The sequence below is a fragment of the Streptomyces sp. NPDC005017 genome, assembly GCF_042873115.1.
Lineage (GTDB): Bacteria > Actinomycetota > Actinomycetes > Streptomycetales > Streptomycetaceae > Streptomyces.
The window spans coordinates 184,131-202,749 of the sequence record NZ_JBIALD010000011.1; the positions used below are offsets into that span (position 1 = coordinate 184,131).

An 18,619-nucleotide genomic window follows, 5' to 3' on the forward strand; every position below is an offset into this window, starting at 1 on the left:
CGGCGGCCTCACCGCACACCGCCGAGCACACACGCCCCTGTTCCCTCAGGCGAACCGCGGCCCGGCCACCCCTTCGTGTGAAGGGCCAGCCCGGCGGTCCCACGTCTGTGCGTGCGAAAACTAGCTTCGTCGCCGGAGGTGACCGAACGATGACTGCCTGTGCGATCGAACCCGCCGCGGCGGACGCGGAGGACCGCGGACCGGCGACGGGGTGTGTCATCACGGCGGACGGTTCCTACGCCGCCCGCCTCGCCCGCAGCGGCGACTCCTGGTTCCCGGAGCGCTGGACGCTGGGCCCCGAGCCGTACGCGGTACCGCTGCCCGGCGACCAGCCGGAGGAGCCCGGCACCGAGGTGCAGCCGCTGGCCGACGGACGGGTCCTGATCAGCCGCCGCACCGAGGGACGGCAGCTGTTCTCGCTGCTCTACCCGACGGGTCCGGGCACGGGTGAGCTGCCGCTGGGCGCGGTGGAGGGCCGCGCGCGGCTGCTGCCCCCGGCCCCGGGCGGCGACCGGGTCTACGCCCTCACGGTCTCTCCGGGCGCCGGCGAGGTGTGGCTGGTGGCGGGCGGCGCCTTCGGACCGGAACTGGTCGCCGAGATCCCCGGCCGCTGCTCGGGCGGGGTCTGGCTGGACCGGGCGGGCCGGCTGCTGGCGCTGGACCGCGAGGTGGCGGGCGTGACCAAGACGGTCGCGGTCGACCTGGCCCGCGGCGGGCAGGTGTCGCCGCTGCTCCAGATCTCCCCCCACAGCGACGACCGGCTGCTGTGCGCCGACCCGGACAGCGGTCTGCTGCTGATCGGCTCCGACGCGCCCTCGCCGGGCGTGGAACGGCTGGGCTGGGGCGTGCTGGGCAGCACGCTGCCCGTGCGGTTCCCGGAGAGCCTGCGCGGGGAGGGCTGCGCGGTCACACCGTTCGCGATCCAGCCGGGGCAGGTGCTGACGCCGGAGGGCTGTGCGGTGGCCCTGCGGGTGGACGGGCCGGTGGGCAGCTGGGTCGGGGTGTGGCGGCCCGCCGAGCGCCGGGTGCGTCATCTCGCGCCGCCGCCGGGCTGGCTCGCGGGCTCCGGGCTGTGGACCGGGGAGGGCGTGCTGCGTCTGCCGTACGTCACCGAGGGCGCTCCCTGCGGTGTGGCCGAGTGGCCCGCGCCGTGGGCGCGGACCGGGGGAACGACGGGGGCCGCGGGTGCGACGGGACCGGGGGATCCGGTCCGGGACGGCACGGCCGCCTCGGAGGTGCCCCCCGACCCGGACGACGCCCCGGGCGAGCCGGCGGAACCGGACCCCCCGGCTCCCGTCGCACCCCGTCCCGTGCCGCTCGCCGAGGCACCGCTCGGGCGTCTTGTAACGAAGTAGTGGCGGTTGGCGTGGCCGCCTGGATTCGACCCGAGGTGTGCCGGTTAGACTCCCCCGGCTGTAAGAAGATCATGTTTGACGGGGTGAATTCTTCGATGAGCGACGCCAGTACGTCCCAGCGGCTTTCCGCCGACGTCCACGACGCGGTCGGCCACGGCAGACACCGGGGCCCGGTCTCGGTGCAGGACACCGAGTCGGCCCCGCGTGGGCGCCACCGCAAGCCGGCGGAGCAGCCGGCCGAGACGGCGGCGGCCTGACGGCCGGCCGGACGGTACGAGTCCGCGGCCCCGCACACCACCCGGTGTGCGGGGCCGCGGCCGTTCCCCCTTTGGCTGCGCCCGTTCCCCCTCCCGCCGCAGCCGACCCCCCTCCGGTCACAGCCCGTTCCCCCTCCCGCCGCAACCGTTCCCCCTCCGGTCGCGACCCGCCCGAATACGGCCTCAGCTCCGCTTGAGCCCGAGCACCTCCGCCGCCGCGAAGGTCTCGCCGTCCGGCCGGGCCGCGTAGTACGGCGTGAGCAGCGCGTCGAGCTCGTCGTACGTGAACGTCTCCTGCTCGCTGTCGAACTGCGCCCGCACCCTCGGCCGTTCGACGACGGCGACCATGCCGCCGTGCACCACCAGCAACTGCCCGTTGATCCGGGCGGCGGCCGGTGCGGCGAGATAGCCGACGAGCGGGGCCACGTGCTCGGGGGCGAGCGGGTCGAGGCCCTGCTCGGGCGCCGCGAGGCCCGCGAAGACGTCCTCGGTCATCCGGGTGCGGGCGCGCGGACAGATGGCGTTGACGGTGACGCCGTACTTGGCGAGCGCCAGGGCGGTGGAGGTGGTGAGGCCGACGATCCCGCCCTTGGCCGCCGCGTAGTTGGGCTGCCCGGCGGAGCCCGCCAGGAACGCCTCCGAGGAGGTGTTCACGATCCGCCCGTACACCGGCCCGCCCCTCGCCTTGGACCGCTCCCGCCAGTGCGCGGCGGCGAAGCGGGTGGTGTTGAAGTGGCCCTTGAGGTGCACACGGACGACCGCGTCCCAGTCCGCCTCCGTCAGGGAGAAGACCATGCGGTCGCGCAGGATGCCCGCGTTGTTGACGAGGATGTCGAGCCCGCCGAACTCCGCGACGGCCAGGCCGACCAGCGCGCCCGCCTGGGCGAAGTCGGCGACGTCCCCGGTGTGCGCGAGCGCGGTGCCGCCCGCCGCGCGGATCTCGGCGACGACCTCCTCGGCGGGCCCCGCGCCGGCCGCGCCCGAGCCGTCCCGGCCGGGCTGCCCGTAGTCGTTGACGACGACGGCCGCGCCGAGCCGGGCGAGTTCGAGCGCCTCGGCCCGGCCCAGCCCCCGCCCGGCGCCGGTGACGATCGCGGTGCGCCCCTGGAGCGGCGGGGACATCAGATCTCCACGCAGGTGCGCAGGGCGGCGCCGGTGCGCATCTGGTCGAGGGCCTCGTTGATCTCGGCCAGCGGCACCCGGTGGGTGATCAGGCCCTCCAGGTCGATCCGGCCCGCCCGCCACAGGGCGATCGTGCGCTCGTAGGAACGGAGCACGTCGCCGCCCCCGTACATGGACGACAGGATCCGCTTCTCGTCGAAGAACAGCTCGAACATGTTGAGCCGCAGATGGTCGTCCATGGCGCCCGCTCCGACGACGACCAGGGTGCCGCCGCGCCGGGTCGTCTCGTAGGCGGTGCGGGCGGTGGCCGAGCGGCCGACGACCTCGAAGACGTGGTCGAAGCCCTCGCCGCCGGTGAGCTGCTGCTTGGCGTCGGCGAGTTCCTCCGGCGCGACCGCCCTCGTGGCGCCGAACCTGAGCGCGGCCTCGCGGCGCGAGGCGACCGGGTCGACGGCGACGATCTCGGCGGCCCCCTTGAGCCGTGCGCCCTGGATCGCCGAGATGCCGACGCCGCCGCAGCCTATGACGGCCACCGACGAACCGGCGTCCAGGTCGGCCGTGTTGAGCGCCGCGCCGAGCCCGGTGGTGACACCGCAGCCGATGAGCGCGGCGATGTCGTACGGCACGTCGTCGGGGATCGGCACCGCGCAGCCCGCGTCGACCACGACCTCCTCGGCGAAGGTGCCGGTCCCGGCGAAGCCGAAGACGTCGCCGGTGGGGCGCTTGAAGTTGGGGGTGCCGGCGTTCATGAACCCGGCCAGGCACAGCTCGGTCTGCCCGCGCCGGCAGGCGGGGCAGGCGCCGCAGGCGGGCAGCCAGCACACCACGACCCGGTCACCGGGCTTGACCCGGGTGACGCCCTCGCCCACCTCGACGACCTCGCCCGCGCCCTCGTGGCCGGGGACGAAGGGGGCGGGCTGCGGCAGCACGCCGCTCATCGCGGACAGGTCCGAGTGGCACAGGCCGGTGGCCCGCACCCGGATCCTGACCCGGCCGGGACCGAAGCCCACCGCCTCGACGTCCTCGAGGACCTCCAGCTTCTCCTGGCCTGTCTCGTGCAGTACGGCTGCGCGCATGGTGCGGCTCCCCTCGGGTCGAGCCCGCTCCGGGGCTCGTTCGGGCTCGGGTGTGGTGCGCGGTCCTCCGGGTCGGGTGCGGGGGCGTTCCGCCCGGGCGTGGTGAGGGTCGCCCGGCTCGGGTGCGGTGCGGGGACGTTCCGCCCGGGCACGGTGACGGTCGCCCGGCTCGGGGGCGGTTCGGTTCGCCCCGGTCAGGTGTGGTGCACGACCGTGTCCGTGAGGACCGGGGCGTCGCCCCGCTCGACGGCGGTGACCTCGGCCCGGACGACACCGCCGTCCTGCGCCCACAGCCGGATGCGCAGGGTCTCGCCCGGGAAGACGACCCCGGCGAACCGGGTGGCGTAGGAGCGCACCCGCGTCACCTCGCCGCCGAGCAGCGTGTCGACGGCCGCCTTCAGGGTGATGCCGTAGGTGCACAGCCCGTGCAGGATCGGCCGGTCGAATCCGGCGGTCTTGGCGAAGTCGGGGTCCGCGTGCAGGGGGTTCCAGTCGCCGGAGAGGCGGTAGAGGAGGGCCTGGTCCTCGCGGACGGTCCGCTCCAGGACCCGGTCGGGCCGCCCGGCCGGCGGCGCCGTCCTGGTGTCGGGGCCGCGGTCGCCGCCCCAGCCACCCTCTCCGCGCAGATAGATCTGGGCGTCGTTGGTCCACAACGGCCCGTCGGCGTCGGCCACGTCCGTGCGCAGCACCAGGATCGCGGCCTTGCCCTTGTCGTAGACCGCGGCCGGCGACGACGTGGTGGTCGCCTCCCCGGCGGCCGGGATCGGCCGGTGCACGGTGAGGACCTGACCGCCGTGCAGCACCCGGGCGAGGTCGACCTCGACGCCGGGCAGGGAGAGCCCGCTGATCACCCCGGGCGCACCGGAACCGGCGACCGTGGCGAAGCTCGGCAGGACGTGCAGCCGGCTCTCCAGGGTGTAGCGCAGTTCGTCGGGGTCGGTGGCGGGCAGGCCCGCGCCGATGCCGAGGTGATAGAGCAGGACGTCCTTGGCGGTCCAGGCGATCTCGCCGGAGCGGGGTTCGGCGGCGAGCGCCTTGGCGGCATCGATGGGCATGGGGCTCCTGACGGGTCTGAGACCTCGGTGCGGACGTCCGCACCGTCGACCGCACCGAGGCCGTCACGGGCGAACCTAGAACGCGTTCCAGTCCGGCGACCTTTGTATAACCCAGGGGCGTGCACTTGTGAAGGCTCCTGACGGTATGTCAGGTGAGAGACGGAGGTCACCCGTCACCCCGACCCGGGGGCCGCCGCCACCGAACCGTCCGTGCCCGGAGGGCTCCGGACCGGCCCCGCCGACCTACTCTTGAACCGTGAACGAAATGCCCCGTGAGTACCGTCCCGCCAGATCCGTCCGGGTTCTGCTCGCCGAGGACCACGGCATGCGGCGCGGGGCGCTGGCGGTGCTGCTGGGCATGGAACCCGACCTGGACGTCGTCGCCCAGGTGGCCGGCGGGGACGCGATCGTGGACGCCGCGCTGGTGCACCGCCCCGACGTGGCCCTGGTGGACATCGAACTGCCCGGCATGAGCGGCCTGGACGCCGCCGCCGCCCTGCGCGACGAGGTGCCCGACTGCCGGGTGCTGATCCTCGCCACCTTCGCCGGACCCGACCGCCTGCGCCTGGCCCTGGAGGCGGGAGCGGCCGGCTTCCTGGTGAAGGACGGCCCCCTGGAGGATCTGACGGCGGCGATCCGCCGGGTCCTGACCGGGGAGACGGTCATAGACCCGGCCCTGGCCACCGCGGCCCACGGCACCGGCACGAGCCCGCTGACCGCCCGCGAACGCGACGTCCTGAGAGCCTCCGCCGACGGCGCCACGGTCGCCGGCATCGCCACGGCACTCCGGCTGCCCGAGTCCGCCGTCCACGACCTCCTCTCCTCCGCGATCGACAAGACAGCCACCCGCGACCGCGCGGAGGCCCTGCGCGAGGCCCGCCGCCAGGGCTGGCTCTGAGCCGCACACCCACGCCCCCCGGCCCGTGACGCGCCGTATCAGCCGCCCGGACCGTTGCCTCCCTCCCACCGTCAAGGCCGACGAAGCGGTCACCGCGTAGAACCGGACGGACGGGAACCGGGCGGACGGAAGCCGGACGGACGGGAGCCGGACGGACGGAAGCCGGGCTGACGGGTTCCGCCGTCGCGTAAGCCGCGTCACACGCACCCCCTGTCGTCCCCACAGCAGGGGGTGCGGCAGCATAAGCCGCCTGACCTGTACGTACGACCGAAAGGGACCGGCATGGCCGCGGCCCCCAAGCCCGAGATCCTCGCCGCCTTCGAGGCCGCGAAGGGGTTCATGCCCGTCGACGAGGGACTCGCGCTGTACGCGGCCGCGGTCGAGGCGGGGGCGCTGGGACTGCCGCTGCTGGAGGTCGGCACGTACTGCGGGCGGTCCACGATCCTGCTCGCCGACGCGGCCCGCGCGGCCGGGGTGAGCGCGCTCACGCTCGACCACCACCGCGGCAGCGAGGAGCAGCAGCCGGGCTGGGAATACCACGACCCGGAGACGGTCGACCCGGAGATCGGCCTGATGGACACGCTGCCGACGTTCCGGCGCACGCTGCACCGCGCGGGCCTGGAGGAGCACGTGGTGGCGCTGGTCGGCCGTTCGCCGCAGATCGCGGCCTTCTGGAACTCCCCGCTGGGCTTCGTGTTCATCGACGGCGGGCACACCGACGAGCACGCGAGCGGCGACTACGAGGGCTGGGCCCCGCATGTCGCCGAGGGCGGGCTGCTGGTCGTCCACGACGTGTTCCCGGACCCGGTGGACGAGTTCACCGGCCAGGCCCCCTACCGCGTCTACCTGCGCGCACTCGCCTCCGGGGCGTTCACGGAGGTCTCGGCGACGGGCTCGATGAGGGTGCTGCGCCGCACGGGCGCGGGAATCTGAACCGTCAGGACGAGGTGCCAGGTGTCCAGAGATCAGGGATGGCAGCGGCGATCTTTTCTTAGGAGGAGAAGTAGCCGCGGCCTTCGCACCTGGACGACGTCACCGTAGTACGGGCCGGCCGCGCCCGGCATCCCAATTACGCGGAGAGGATACGCACGGCAAGCCGCGTGCAGCGCTCACAGACACTGCAGGCGGCTTGCCTCAAGGCAGACGTAGCCAATGCCGTTGCCGTGTCACCCAGAGCTGGCCTTGGGGCCCATCTCCATCAGGAGCCCATCCGGACCTGCGAGACCACACGGTGACCAGCATCGGACAGCGACTCGGTGACCCGCCGGGTCGAAAGACCGACCGTTCAGCTCTGCTTGTACTTGAAACAGACGCCGATTGGCCTCCAAGCCCTCTTGTTCTTCTGGATAATTTCTTGGGTCGTCGTGTCCTGAACGTCGAATTTCTTCCCGGAATACTTGGTGTAAGCCGTCAGGGTGCCGTATTTTCCGTTAGGCACTTCCTTGCTACCACTGACGGTAATGCTCCGAGACTTCGTGACATCCCATCCGACGCCCGCACTTATGATCTTGTAAGTCGCGTCGATGTGCTTCGAGTACGTGCTGGACGCGGTCCTCGTCTCATCGATGCGAAGTGTCATCCTTCCGCGCCCCGATGCCGCCGCGATGGCGGTCTTGCCACACTTCGTCCCGGCGGACTTCACATTCACGAGCTTGCGGAGCCACGGAGCGAACTGCGGGTCGGCAACGTCTCCGGCCGGGGCAGCCGCAGCGGAAAGGTCACTGACATCGCTCTGCGCCTGGGCAGTGCTTACCGTGCCTGCGAGACAGGCAGTAGCGACGGCAACTGTCAGCGCGTAATGGCGTATTCGTCGGGCCATATCGTTCCCCCTCGTTCACGGTGAGCAGGTTTGCATCACCTTCGGTCAAAGAGAACACAGGAACCACCGATGTTGATGCGACTTGAGGGAGCCCTGAGCTTCGACTCTGATAAATTGCGAATTCAATTACTCGCCGTCAGGTGTCGAGGCGGACACTTCGGCGGCCGCAGGCCCCCGGGCCCTGCGGTATGGGAACGGCCCTTAAGGTGGCAGGCGTGTCGTACACAGGTCCCGGATTCGAACCGACCCCGCCGCGCCGTGGGCGCCGCCCGCTGACCGTCGCCCTCGCGGCGCTGGTGCCGGGCGCGCTGCTGGGCTGGCTGGTGTACGAGACGACGGCCGCGGACGAGGGCGGTCCGCGGCGCGCGGCGGCCTCGTCCACCCCCGCCGCGACCCCGGACGTCGCCACCCGCGGCGCGTCCCCGGCCCCCGGTGACGAGGCGCCCGGCCGGGACGACCCGACGCCGAGCCCGTCCGCGACCTCGGCGGCGTCCTCGGGCCCCCTCGCGGGCAAGGTCGTGGTGATCGACCCCGGCCACAACGCGGGCAACTTCCGGCACACCACCGAGATCAACCGCAAGGTGGACATCGGCACCGCCCGCAAGGAGTGCGACACCACCGGCACCTCCACCAACTCCGGTTACACGGAGGCCACGTTCACCCTCGACGTGGCCCACCGGCTGCGCACGCTGCTGCAACAGCAGGGCGCGACGGTGAAGCTGACGCACGACGCGGACCGACCGTACGGCCCGTGCATCGACGAGCGCGCCCGGATCGGCAACCTGGCGGAGGCCGACGCGGTGGTCTCGATCCACGCCGACGGCTCGGGGACCGGCAACCGCGGCTTCCATGTAATCCTGCCGAAGGCCGTGAACTCGGGCGCCGCCGACACCCGCCCGATCGTCGCGTCCTCGCGCGATCTCGGCGAGCGCATCGCGGGCAACTTCGTCCGCGCGACCGGCAGCGCGCCCTCCAACTACGTGGGCGACGGCACCGGTCTCGTCACGCGGGAGGACCTGGGCGGTCTCAATCTCTCAACAGTTCCCAAGGTGTTCGTCGAGTGCGGCAACATGCGCGATAGCAAGGACGCGGCGCTGCTCACCAGCGGCGCGTGGCGGCAGAAGGCCGCGCGGGGGATCTCCGAGGGAATCGTGAGTTTCCTGCGGGGGTGATGACCTCGCCCGTGATCCGGGCGTACGCCCTGATCGTTCGGACGATAGTGTCATCGCTGCCGATGACGAGACGACGACTGACGAAGGACAAGTAGTGAATATCCGCTCCCTCACTCGGGGCGACGGCGTGGTGATCGGAGCAGCGGTGTTGCTCTTCATCGCGTCGCTGCTCGATGTGGCCGGCTGTGACGCCCCCGACTCGGTGTGCGAGGCGGTCGACATCCCGAACGCCTGGGGATTCAACCTCGGCCTCGGCCTCGGTACCTACATGCTGGGTGTGGCAGGTGCCGCACTCGTGGTGCTGGCCCGCCTGCTCCCTCAGCCGCGCAAGATCGCCGGACTTGAGCTGGGTCCTGTCGGCGCCGCCCTGAGCATCGCGTCCGCGTGGGCCCTGCTGTGGTGGACGATCGACGTCGAGGATGCGGGAGTGGGCCTGATCCTCGGCTTGATCGCTGGCCTCGTGCTCGCGGGCGGCGTGATTGCCGCGCCGATCGTCCCCGCGCTGAGCGCCCCGCTCCTGCCCGCCCCCCGCCCCGCCGCCCCCCAGCCCTACGGCGGCGGCCAGCCCTCCGGTGGCTACGGCTACCCGGGTGCGGGTCAGCCGCAGCAGGCGCCGTTCGGTGGTCAGCCGCAGCAGCCCCAGCAGCCCTTCGGCGGACAGCCGCAGCAGGCTCCGCAGGGCGGCGGCGGGGACTTCTCCCCGTTCTGGTTCGCGGTTCCGGTCCCGCGTCCGCTGTTCGCCGAGGACGGCTCGCAGTCCCCGATCGCCGAACTCGCCCCGGGCACCTGGTACCTGGCGGTCGAGCAGCGCGGCGGGACCCTGGTCGCGCAGACGCAGGACGGCCGTCGCGGTGTCCTCCAGGACACCAGCGGCATCCAGCGCGGCTGAGCGCCGCTGAGCGCTCCTGACGCACGCACGGCCCCTCGCCCTTCCGGGCGGGGGGCCGTTGCCGTACCCTTACGCCGTATCTGACGGTACGTCAGGAAGAGGGACGGGTATGCGACTCGGTCTCGCGCTCGGCTACTGGGGCCGCGGCCCCGACCCCCGGCACCTCCCGCTCGCCCGGGAGGCGGAGCGCCTCGGGTACGACTCCGTGTGGACGGCGGAGAGTTGGGGCTCGGACGCGTTCACGCCGCTCACCTGGATCGCCGCGCACACCACCCGTATCCGCCTCGGCACGGCGGTCGCGCAGATGGCGGCCCGCTCCCCCGTCACCACGGCCATGCACGCCCTCACCCTCGACCATCTGTCCGGCGGCCGTATGACGCTCGGCCTCGGGCTGTCGGGGCCGCAGGTGGTGGAGGGCTGGTACGGGCGGCCGTTCCCGAAGTCCCCGCTGACCGCGACCCGGGAGTACGTCGACGTCGTACGGCAGGTCCTGCGGCGGGCCGCCCCGGTCGAGGCCGACGGGCGGTTCCATCCCGTTCCCTATCGCGGGCCGGACGGCACGGGCCTGGGCAGGGCGCTGAAGCCGATCACCCACCCCCTGCGACCCGATCTGCCGGTCCTGCTGGGCGCCGAGGGGCCGCGGAACGTCGCGCAGACGACCCGGATCGCCGACGGCTGGCTGCCGTTGTACTGGTCGCCGACCCGGGCGCACCTGTACGAGAAGGCCCTCGCCGAGGCGCCGGAGGGCTTCCTGGTCGCCCCCATGGCCCAGGTCCGCGTCTGCGCGGACGTCGCCGAGGGGCTGCTGCCGGTGAAGACCATGCTCGGCTTCTACATCGGCGGCATGGGCCACGCGGTCCGCAACTTCCACGCCGACCTGATGGCGCGGATGGGTTACGAGGAGGAGGCCCGGCGGGTCCAGCAACTCTTCCTCGCCGGGCGCCGGGAGGAGGCCGTCGCCGCCGTCCCGGACGCGTTCGCCGACGAGATCTCCCTCGTCGGTCCGCGCGAACGCGTCGCGGAGCGGCTGGAGTCGTGGCGGGCGGGCCCGGTGACCGACCTGCTCGCCCTGGCGCCGGACCGGGAGTCACTGCGCGTGTTGGCGGAATTGAACTCCTGATCCTCCCGACCGCAGCCGGCACCCGGGGCCTCTGCGACCGAACTCCCCTGCCCGCGGCGGAAGATGGCCACCGGGTCCGGGCTCAGTTCACCGGCCCCGCGACCCCAGGTGCGGACCTTGCCCAGCCAGCGGGCCTGGAACTCGCCGCCGGCGTCCTCGTCGACGGGGAACTCCTCACGGACGCCTGCCGCCTCGCAGGCGATCTCGAGGGTGGCGGCGGGCCGGCCGGAGCCGTAGGGAGCGCGCAGGACGATGTCCCCGCCGGGAGTGGTGCGACTTCGACGCCATCCGCGCCTCGACGGTCGTGATCCGTTCGAAGGGCCGCGCCAGATTGCCCGGGACCGACAGCGATATCAGCCCGCCCAGCGCCAGCGGCAGAGCGAGGTATACATGCCTCGGGACCCGGCGCCTGCGTAACCGAAGTGTCGTAAGTCCGGGCTTCTCAAAAGGGACTTGCTCCGGACACGGACAGCGGCCCTTCTGCCACTCAGGGGGTCAGGAACGTCAGCGACCGCATGGAACACGACGGGCCGGACGCGCCGACTCCCGGGGAATGCAAGGCGAATGGCCGGATGGTTTCGAACGGCCGGACGAGGCAACCCGGAGGGTATGTCCCCTCGATACAGCAGCGCCAACCAGGCCGGCCGGGTCATCGCGATCGTGGCCGACATCATGGCCTTCATCCTGGGCCTGTGGATCCTGATGTACCTGCTGGACGCCAACCCGTCCAACAGTTTCGTCCAGTTCATCCACGACAGCGCCCGCTGGCTGGCCGGCTGGTCCCACGACCTCTTCACCTTCGACGAGGCCTGGGCCCGGGTCGTCGCAGGCTACGGCCTAGCAGCCGTCGTCTACCTCTTCATAGGCCACGCCATAGCCCACAGGGTCCACCGCCACTGAGCCCTCCCACAGCCGCGAGGCAGTCTTTTTTGGGGGGCGCGAGGAACTGCGCGACAAGCCACAACCGCCCCGCACCCCGACACACGGAAGCGCCCGAACTCCAAGGGGCGCGGGGAACTGCGCAAAACCCCAACCACCGCGCAAGATCTCAGAGACACACGAGACAACCCCCTAGGGGCGCGGGAAACTGCGCGACAAGCCCCCACAACCCGCACCCCGGCCGCACCCCCGGAAGCGACAACCCCTCAGCCGCGGCAGCTACCACAGTCAGGATCCAGCCCGAAGGGCAACCGCTCCCCCGAGAACACCGCACACGTCGCCTCGTGCCCCCCGAGCGCGGCGACTGCCAGCAACAACGACCCCGCCGTCCAACTCGTCAGCTCAAGAGGCCAGATGGCGTCGTCGTCGAAGACGTACCCCGTCCAGTACAGCCCGCTGTCCTCGTCCCGGAGATGCTGAACGGACTTCAGCACCTCCAGCGCCCGGTCGGACTCCCCCGTCGCCCACAGCGTCAGCGCCAGCTCACAGGACTCACCGCCGGTGACCCACGGGTTGGGCACCACGCACCGCACCCCGAGACCGGGCACGACGAACTCGTCCCAGCCCTCCTCGACGCGCGCCTTGGCCTCCGCCCCGGTCAGCGCACCGCCCAGCACGGGGTAGTACCAGTCCATCGAGTAACGGCCCTTGTCCAGGAACCGCTCCGGATGCCGCCGGATGGCGTGCCGCAGCGCGCCCACGGCCAACTCCCAGTCCGGTTGCGCCTCTTCACGCTGCTCGGCGATGGCGAGCGCGCAGCGCAGGGCCTGGTGGATGGAGGAGGACCCGGTGAGCAGCGCGTCGGCGGTCGGCGTGCCGTCGTCGTCGCGGCGCCAGCCGATCTGCCCGCCCGGCTGCTGGAGGCGCAGCACGAACTCGATCGCCGCGTAGACGGTGGGCCACATACGGTCCAGGAAGACGTCGTCCCCGGTGGACAGGTAGTGGTGCCAGACGCCGACGGCGATGTAGGCGACGAAGTTGGTCTCGCGCGCGCGGTCGGTGACGTCGTCGAACGCGCCGTCCGCGTAGGCCGCGTACCAGGAGCCGTCCTCGTTCTGGTGCCGGGCGAGCCAGTCGTAGGCCCGCTCGGCGGCCTCGTGCTCGCCAGCCGTGTCCAGGGCCATCGCGGCCTCGGTGTGGTCCCAGGGGTCGAGGTGGTGGCCGCGGAACCACGGGATCGCCCCGTCCTCGCGCTGCACGGCGAGGATGCCGGCGACGGTCGCGGCGGCCTGCTCGGCGGTGAGGACCCCGGGCAGGACGAGGTGTTCCGTCCGGGGAGTGGTCACTTGCCGGCCGCCTCGGTGACGGCGGTGCCCTCGGTGACGGCCGTGCCCTCGGCTCCATCGGCGACCCGCGGCAGGTGCGGCTTGGTCGCGTACGCCACGAAGCTCTTGCCGATCAGCGGGTTCAGCGCCTGCTCGGCGACGCGCGTGGCCAGCGGCTTCTTCATGATGTCCCAGACCAGCAGCTTGTGGTACGCCCGCACCGGCAGCGCCTTGTCGTTGTCCACGCCGAAGGCGCACTTCAGCCACCAGTACGGCGAGTGCAGCGCGTGCGCGTGGTGGCTGCCGTACGGCCTGAGCCCGGCCTCACGGATCTTCCCGAGCAGCTCGTCGGCCTTGTAGATGCGGATGTGGCCGCCCTCGACCTCGTGGTAGGCGTCGGAGAGCGCCCAGCAGATCTTCTCGGGGCCGTAGCGCGGCACGGTGATGGCGATCCGGCCGCCCGGCCTGAGCACCCGGACCATCTCGGCGAGGACGCCCTTGTCGTCCGGGATGTGCTCCATGACCTCGGAGATGATCACGACGTCGAAGGACTCGTCGGGGAAGGGCAGGGCGAGGGCGTCGCCCTCCATCGCGGTGGCGGTGGCGCCCTCGGGCGCCTCCCCGGCCTCCTTCATCGCCGCGAACCACTTGGCGACCTCGCGGATCTCCTCACCGTTCTGGTCCAGCGCCACGACCTGCGCGCCGCGCCGGTAGCACTCGAACGCGTGCCGCCCGGCACCGCAGCCGAGGTCCAGGACGCGGTCGCCCGGGGCGAGCGGGAACCGGGAGAAGTCGACGGTCAGCACGTGGCCCTGCTTTCGGGGGTCGAGACTGCTTCTGCTGGTGGGGCCGTGGAGAGGGCCCCGGCGCGGGAGAGGGCGATGGCCTCGCGGTACCGGGCGGCCGTGCCTTCGGCGGCGCGGGCCCAGGTGAAGTTCGACAGCACGCGCTCGCGGCCCGCCGCGCCGAGCCGGGTCCTGAGGTCCCGGTCGTCCAGCAGCCGTACGAGCGCGGCGGCCAGGGCGCCCGCGTCGCCGGTCGGTACGGCGAGGCATGTCTCGCCGTCCTTGCCCGCGACCTCCGGGATGGCACCGCCGGTCGTCGCCACCAGCGGCGTGGCCGTGGCCATGGCCTCGGCGGCGGGCAGGGAGAAGCCCTCGTAGAGCGACGGCACGCAGGCCGCCTCCGCGGAGCGGACGAGGCCGACGAGTTCCGCGTCGGAGATGCCCTTGACGAACTCGACGGCGCCTTCGAGACCGTAGCGTTCGACGGCCGTGGCGACGGGGCCCTCCGTGGGCCGCTTGCCGACGACGACGAGATGGGCGTCGGGGTGCTCGGTCCGGACCTTGGCCAGGGCCTCGACGAGGTACACCAGGCCCTTCAGCGGGACGTCCGCGCTGGAGGTGGTGACGATCCGGCCGGGCACACGCGGCACGGAGGGGTCGGGCGAGAACAGGTCGGTGTCGGCGCCGATGTGGACGACGTGGACACGGTCCTGCCGTACGCCGAGGTGGTCGACGATCTCCTGGCGGGAGGTGCCGGATACGGTGAGCACGGAGGGCAGCCGCCGGGCGACGCGCTTCTGCATCCGGGTGAAGGCGTACCAGCGCCGCACCGAGTAGCGCCGCTGCCAGCCCTCGGCGGCGTCCAGCTCCAACTGTCTGTCGACGGTGATGGGGTGGTGGATCGTGGTGACGAGCGGCGCGCCGACGTCGCCCAGCAGGCCGTAGCCGAGGGTCTGGTTGTCGTGCACGACGTCGAACTCCCCGCGGCGGGCGCGCAGATGGCGGCGGGCGCGCAGGGAGAAGGTCAGCGGCTCGGGGAAGCCGCCGGTCCACATGGTCCCGACCTCGAGGGCGTCGATCCAGTCGCGGTACTCCCCGCGGCCCGGGGTGCGGAACGGGTCGGGCTGGCGGTACAGGTCGAGGCTGGGCAGCTCGGTGAGCGGCACGCCCTCGTCGAGGACCGGGTAGGGCTGGGCGCCGATGACCTCGACGCTGTGACCGAGGCGGGCGAGCTCACGCGAGAGGTGGCGGGCGTAGACGCCCTGGCCGCCGCAGAACGGGTTCCCCTTGTACGTGAGGAGGGCGATACGGAGCGGTCGCTCGCCGTCTGCCGCGGGCCCCGCCGAGGGGCCCGCCTGACTGGCCTCAGCGGTCACCCTGGGCCCCCTTCTGCCTGCACTGTGCCGCGAGATTACGCGGGACGCTAATCTAGAACAAGTTACAGACTTGATCGTTCAAGAGGATCCGAATCTACCGGCAGGTAGCCGTGCTGTGAGAAGTGGATCAGGTGATTCACGCCACGGCCGAAGCCTGGCATGCTGCCTCCGATCACTCCTTCTCCCACCCCTCCTCACCGACTGTCACGGAACGGGACCCATGCCTGCGGAAACCAAGCCGGCCAAGGTGGAAGCCGGTGACGCGCGCCAGGCGTCGGCGCCGCTGACCGAGCGGCAGCGGGCGCGGCGCCGGCGCATCCTGCACGCGAGCGCCCAGCTGGCCGGCCAGGGCGGTTTCGACGCCGTGCAGATGCGCGAGGTGGCCGAGTCCTCCCAGGTCGCCCTGGGCACGCTCTACCGCTACTTCCCCTCCAAGGTGCATCTGCTGGTCGCCACGATGCAGGACCAGCTGGAGCACATGCACGGCACCCTGAGGAAGAAGCCGCCGACGGGCGAGACCGCCGCCGAGCGGGTGGCGGAGACCCTGATGCGGGCCTTCCGCGCCCTGCAGCGCGAGCCCCACCTCGCCGACGCGATGGTCCGCGCCCTCACCTTCGCCGACCGCAGCGTCTCCCCCGAGGTCGACCAGGTCTCCCGCCAGACCACGGCGATCATCCTCGACGCGATGGGCCTCGACTCCCCGACCCCGGCGCAGCTCTCCGCCGTCCGCGTCATCGAGCACACCTGGCACTCGGCCCTCATCACCTGGCTCTCGGGCCGCGCCTCCATCGCCCAGGTCCGCATAGACATCGAAACGGTCTGCCGCCTGATCGACGTGACGGCACCGACCGAGGACTGAGAGCCGGGGACTGAGAGCCGAGGCCTGACGGCCGAGAGCCGATCACTGGGCGCTGAGCGCTGAGCTCTGAGCTCTGAGCTCTGAGCGCACAAGAAGACCTACGAGACGGGTTCCCTTCGCCGGTATGGTCCGGATCAGGTTCTGGGGGTCGCCTTCCGGCCCTGCTGCTGCCTTCCGGCCTCTCAGCCCGGACCGTCGACGTCGGCGACGGCGGATACGCTGCTCCCCGCCGAAGTCGGCTACGCCGGTTCGGACTCCCTCACTCGCCTCGTAGGCTGATTTCAGGATAGAACGCCCAGAGCCGGACAGAACCCCCTGAAGTCAAGATTTTTTTCGGCCGCCCGGGCCGCGCCTACTCCTCCGGCGGGAACACCGCCTCTCCGCTTTCCAGCAGCGTGAGCGTGATCGCCTCCACGGGGCAGTTCTCCGCCGCCTCCAGGACGAGTTCGTCGGCGTCGACGTCGGGGGTGAGGGGGCGGGACTGGCGGGCGGTGTCCAGGTGGAAGGAGCGGGAGGCGCGGTGGACGCACTGGGCGGAGCCGATACACAGGGTGCGGTCGACCTCGACGTGCCAGCGGTCGCCCATGGCGGCTACGCCCCCGCCGGGAGGTGGATCATCTTGTGCTCCAGATAGGCGCCGTACCCCTCGGGGCCGAACTCGCGCCCTATGCCGCTGTTCTTGTAGCCGCCGAACGGCCCGAGCATGTCGAGGCTGAAGGTGTTGACGGAGTAGGTGCCGGTGCGGACGCGGCGGGCGACCTCGATGCCCCGCTCGACGTCCGCCGTCCACACGCTGCCGCTCAGCCCGTACTCTGAGTCGTTCGCGATGCGGACCGCGTCGGCCTCGTCGCCGTAGGGCAGCAGACAGATCACCGGGCCGAAGATCTCCTCGCGGGCGATCCGCATGGAGTTGTCGACGTCGCCGAAGAGGGTCGGCTCGACGTACCAGCCACGGTCGAGCCCGGCCGGGCGGCCGCCGCCGGTGAGCACCTTGGCGCCCTCCTCCTGGCCGATCCGGATGTAGTCGAGGCTGCGCTGCTGCTGGCGCCGCGCCACCAGCGGGCCGACCTGGGTCGCGGGGTCCAGCGGGTCGCCGACGACGAGGGCGCCGGCCGCCGCCGCGAAGGCCTCGGCGAACTCCTCGTACCGTGAGCGCGGCAGCAGGATGCGGGTCTGGGCCACGCACGCCTGGCCGTTGTTCATCCACGCGGCCGGGACGATGCCCGCGACGGTCGTCGCCACGTCGGCGTCCGGCAGCACCACGGCCGCCGACTTGCCGCCCAGCTCCAGCGTCACCCGCGTCAGACGACGCGCGGCCACCTCCATCACCCGCTTGCCCGCCGCGACCGACCCGGTGAAGGAGACCTTGTCCACCCCGGGGTGCCCGACGAGGTACTCGCTGACCTCCCGGTCGGCGGGCAGGATCGACAGCACCCCCTCGGGCAGCCCGGCCTCACGGGCGATCTCGCCGAGCAGATACGCGTCCAGCGGCGCCTCCGGCGAGGGCTTGAGGATCACCGGGCAGCCGGCCAGCAGCGCGGGCGCCAGCTTGGCGGCGGCGACGAACTGCGGGACGTTCCAGGGCACCACGGCCGCGACCACCCCGACCGGCTCGCGCCGCACCATGATGCGCCCGAGCACACCGTCGCGCCGCTCCTCGTGGGTGAACCCCCGCGCGACCGTGATCGCCGCGTCCCACACCATCATCGCGCCGAGCGCCTGCGCGAGCACGCTCCAGGAGTACGGCGACCCGTTCTCCGCGGAGATCACCCGCGCGATCTGCTCGTGTCGGGCGGCGATGCCGTCCCTGATCCGGCTGACGACCGCGATCCGCTCCTCCAACGGCAGCCGCGGCCAGGGTCCTTCGTCGAACGCCCGCCGCGCCAGGGCGACCGCGTGGTCCACGTCCCCGGCCGACGCGTGCGGCACCCGCCCGATGACCTCCTCCGTGTGCGGCGAGATCACCTCGATGACGTCTCGTCCGAGCGGGTCGGTCAACTTCCCGCCGATGAACAGCTGTCCATGCTCCACGATCTCCGTCACGGCCGAACGCCTCCCCGGGCAGCCAGTTCTGACGATGTATCAGAACTGATACCAGTTCTAGTTGCAGTAAGCCAGGCAGCCGCGGCACGAGGGAGCCCGCCCGCCGGGGCGGGACAGGGCGCGACGGAGGGCCGGACCTACGGACCGCCAGGCCGACAGGCCGGCAGGTCGGCAGGTCGGCATGCTGACGGGCCAGCAGGCAAGCAGGTCGGCATGCTGACGGGCCAGCAGGCAAGCAGGTCGGCATGCTGACGGGCCAGCAGGCCGCCAGGCCGACAGACCAGCAGGTCGACATGCCGACGAGCCGACGGACCGGCGGACCGACATGCCGACGGACGCGAAGCCTGGAAGCGCTCCCCGCCGACCCGGAACCCCCGAGCACCCCGAACACCCCCGACCGCACAAAGCACGGAACCCCGAGCCCCCGACCACCGGGCCACACCCCCTCCGCCAAACGGTGGAGTCCCAAATGCGATGCCCGGAATATCCCAATTCCGTCCGTATGATCGTCGTGCATTCTCGAGAGCTGATCTCTTCCCGGCGACACGTGCGTCAACGGCAGACAAGGGGAGAGAGGTGCGTGGCTTTC

At 72.1% G+C, this 18,619-nt stretch carries 18 protein-coding genes and 1 riboswitch; of the genes, 9 read left to right on the plus strand and 9 right to left on the minus strand.

Annotation, left to right across the window (positions count from 1 at the left end):
- Positions 1 to 149: 149 nt before the first annotated feature.
- Together ACFYR0_RS18940 and ACFYR0_RS18945 are read left to right on the plus strand one after the other, a co-directional pair.
- On the plus strand, positions 150 to 1,355 hold the full coding sequence (locus ACFYR0_RS18940; protein ID WP_389328871.1) for a hypothetical protein: 1,206 nt from the start codon (positions 150 to 152) through the stop codon (positions 1,353 to 1,355).
- Positions 1,356 to 1,450: 95 nt separating this feature from the next.
- Positions 1,451 to 1,612 (plus strand): hypothetical protein, encoded by a 162-nt coding sequence (locus tag ACFYR0_RS18945; RefSeq protein ID WP_389328874.1) that lies wholly within the window; start codon positions 1,451 to 1,453, stop codon positions 1,610 to 1,612.
- A gap of 183 nt (positions 1,613 to 1,795) precedes the next feature.
- Here the strand turns inward: ACFYR0_RS18945 and ACFYR0_RS18950 are convergent, their stop codons facing one another.
- The 3 genes from ACFYR0_RS18950 to ACFYR0_RS18960 all read right to left on the minus strand — a co-directional run bounded on the left by ACFYR0_RS18950 (position 1,796) and on the right by ACFYR0_RS18960 (position 4,865).
- The gene (locus ACFYR0_RS18950) at positions 1,796 to 2,734 is read right to left on the minus strand and encodes a 3-oxoacyl-ACP reductase (protein WP_389328877.1); all 939 of its coding nucleotides are present in this window, start codon (positions 2,732 to 2,734) and stop codon (positions 1,796 to 1,798) included.
- Entirely contained in the window at positions 2,734 to 3,810 is a 1,077-nt protein-coding gene (locus tag ACFYR0_RS18955) for a Zn-dependent alcohol dehydrogenase (RefSeq protein ID WP_389328880.1), read from the minus strand. The genes ACFYR0_RS18950 and ACFYR0_RS18955 overlap by 1 nt, the downstream gene beginning before the upstream one ends.
- A 194-nt stretch (positions 3,811 to 4,004) precedes the next feature.
- The gene (locus tag ACFYR0_RS18960) at positions 4,005 to 4,865 is read right to left on the minus strand and encodes a MaoC/PaaZ C-terminal domain-containing protein (protein WP_389328882.1); all 861 of its coding nucleotides are present in this window, start codon (positions 4,863 to 4,865) and stop codon (positions 4,005 to 4,007) included.
- Between the two features lie 265 nt (positions 4,866 to 5,130).
- On the opposite strand from ACFYR0_RS18960, the gene ACFYR0_RS18965 reads away from it, so the two are divergent.
- Together ACFYR0_RS18965 and ACFYR0_RS18970 are read left to right on the plus strand one after the other, a co-directional pair.
- A complete protein-coding gene (locus ACFYR0_RS18965; protein ID WP_389329154.1) occupies positions 5,131 to 5,763 on the plus strand; it encodes a DNA-binding response regulator in 633 nt (210 codons plus the stop codon).
- 282 nt (positions 5,764 to 6,045) lie between these two features.
- Complete coding sequence (locus ACFYR0_RS18970) at positions 6,046 to 6,696, plus strand: class I SAM-dependent methyltransferase (RefSeq protein ID WP_389328885.1); 651 nt, start codon at positions 6,046 to 6,048, stop codon at positions 6,694 to 6,696.
- Positions 6,697 to 7,048: 352 nt separating this feature from the next.
- Here ACFYR0_RS18970 and ACFYR0_RS18975 read toward each other — a convergent pair whose 3' ends face one another.
- Positions 7,049 to 7,582: a hypothetical protein gene (locus tag ACFYR0_RS18975; RefSeq protein ID WP_389328888.1), complete on the minus strand. Its 534-nt coding sequence runs from the start codon at positions 7,580 to 7,582 to the stop codon at positions 7,049 to 7,051.
- 215 nt (positions 7,583 to 7,797) lie between these two features.
- Here ACFYR0_RS18975 and ACFYR0_RS18980 point away from each other — a divergent pair, with 215 nt between their 5' ends.
- The 4 genes from ACFYR0_RS18980 (at position 7,798) to ACFYR0_RS18995 (ending at position 11,663) form a co-directional block, all read left to right on the plus strand.
- Positions 7,798 to 8,754, plus strand: coding sequence for an N-acetylmuramoyl-L-alanine amidase (locus ACFYR0_RS18980; RefSeq protein ID WP_389328891.1), 957 nt, complete (start codon positions 7,798 to 7,800; stop codon positions 8,752 to 8,754).
- 94 nt (positions 8,755 to 8,848) lie between these two features.
- Positions 8,849 to 9,643: a DUF5336 domain-containing protein gene (locus tag ACFYR0_RS18985; RefSeq protein WP_389328894.1), complete on the plus strand. Its 795-nt coding sequence runs from the start codon at positions 8,849 to 8,851 to the stop codon at positions 9,641 to 9,643.
- Positions 9,644 to 9,752: 109 nt separating this feature from the next.
- Positions 9,753 to 10,763, plus strand: coding sequence for an LLM class F420-dependent oxidoreductase (locus tag ACFYR0_RS18990; protein ID WP_389328897.1), 1,011 nt, complete (start codon positions 9,753 to 9,755; stop codon positions 10,761 to 10,763).
- A gap of 609 nt (positions 10,764 to 11,372) precedes the next feature.
- The gene (locus ACFYR0_RS18995; protein WP_389328900.1) at positions 11,373 to 11,663 is read left to right on the plus strand and encodes a hypothetical protein; all 291 of its coding nucleotides are present in this window, start codon (positions 11,373 to 11,375) and stop codon (positions 11,661 to 11,663) included.
- Between the two features lie 245 nt (positions 11,664 to 11,908).
- On the opposite strand, the gene ACFYR0_RS19000 is transcribed toward ACFYR0_RS18995, so the two are convergent.
- Genes ACFYR0_RS19000 through ACFYR0_RS19010 form a run of 3 tightly spaced genes read right to left on the minus strand, consistent with a single transcriptional unit; the run spans position 11,909 to position 15,128 of the window.
- Positions 11,909 to 12,988, minus strand: a complete 1,080-nt coding sequence (locus ACFYR0_RS19000; protein ID WP_389328902.1) for a prenyltransferase/squalene oxidase repeat-containing protein — start codon at positions 12,986 to 12,988, stop codon at positions 11,909 to 11,911.
- Positions 12,985 to 13,773 carry a class I SAM-dependent methyltransferase gene (locus ACFYR0_RS19005; protein WP_389328905.1) on the minus strand — a complete coding sequence of 263 codons (789 nt, stop codon included), beginning with the start codon at positions 13,771 to 13,773 and terminating at the stop codon, positions 12,985 to 12,987. Before ACFYR0_RS19005 ends, ACFYR0_RS19000 begins: the two co-directional genes overlap by 4 nt.
- The gene (locus tag ACFYR0_RS19010; RefSeq protein WP_389328908.1) at positions 13,767 to 15,128 is read right to left on the minus strand and encodes a glycosyltransferase family 4 protein; all 1,362 of its coding nucleotides are present in this window, start codon (positions 15,126 to 15,128) and stop codon (positions 13,767 to 13,769) included. Before ACFYR0_RS19010 ends, ACFYR0_RS19005 begins: the two co-directional genes overlap by 7 nt.
- A gap of 220 nt (positions 15,129 to 15,348) precedes the next feature.
- Here ACFYR0_RS19010 and ACFYR0_RS19015 point away from each other — a divergent pair, with 220 nt between their 5' ends.
- A complete protein-coding gene (locus ACFYR0_RS19015) occupies positions 15,349 to 15,987 on the plus strand; it encodes a TetR family transcriptional regulator (protein ID WP_389328911.1) in 639 nt (212 codons plus the stop codon).
- 94 nt (positions 15,988 to 16,081) lie between these two features.
- Positions 16,082 to 16,258, minus strand: a riboswitch (TPP riboswitch).
- Positions 16,259 to 16,339: 81 nt separating this feature from the next.
- On the opposite strand, the gene ACFYR0_RS19020 is transcribed toward ACFYR0_RS19015, so the two are convergent.
- Positions 16,340 to 16,573, minus strand: a complete 234-nt coding sequence (locus ACFYR0_RS19020) for a ferredoxin (RefSeq protein ID WP_389328914.1) — start codon at positions 16,571 to 16,573, stop codon at positions 16,340 to 16,342.
- A gap of 5 nt (positions 16,574 to 16,578) precedes the next feature.
- Positions 16,579 to 18,030, minus strand: a complete 1,452-nt coding sequence (locus tag ACFYR0_RS19025) for an aldehyde dehydrogenase (RefSeq protein WP_389328917.1) — start codon at positions 18,028 to 18,030, stop codon at positions 16,579 to 16,581.
- Between the last annotated feature and the right edge of the window lie 589 nt (positions 18,031 to 18,619).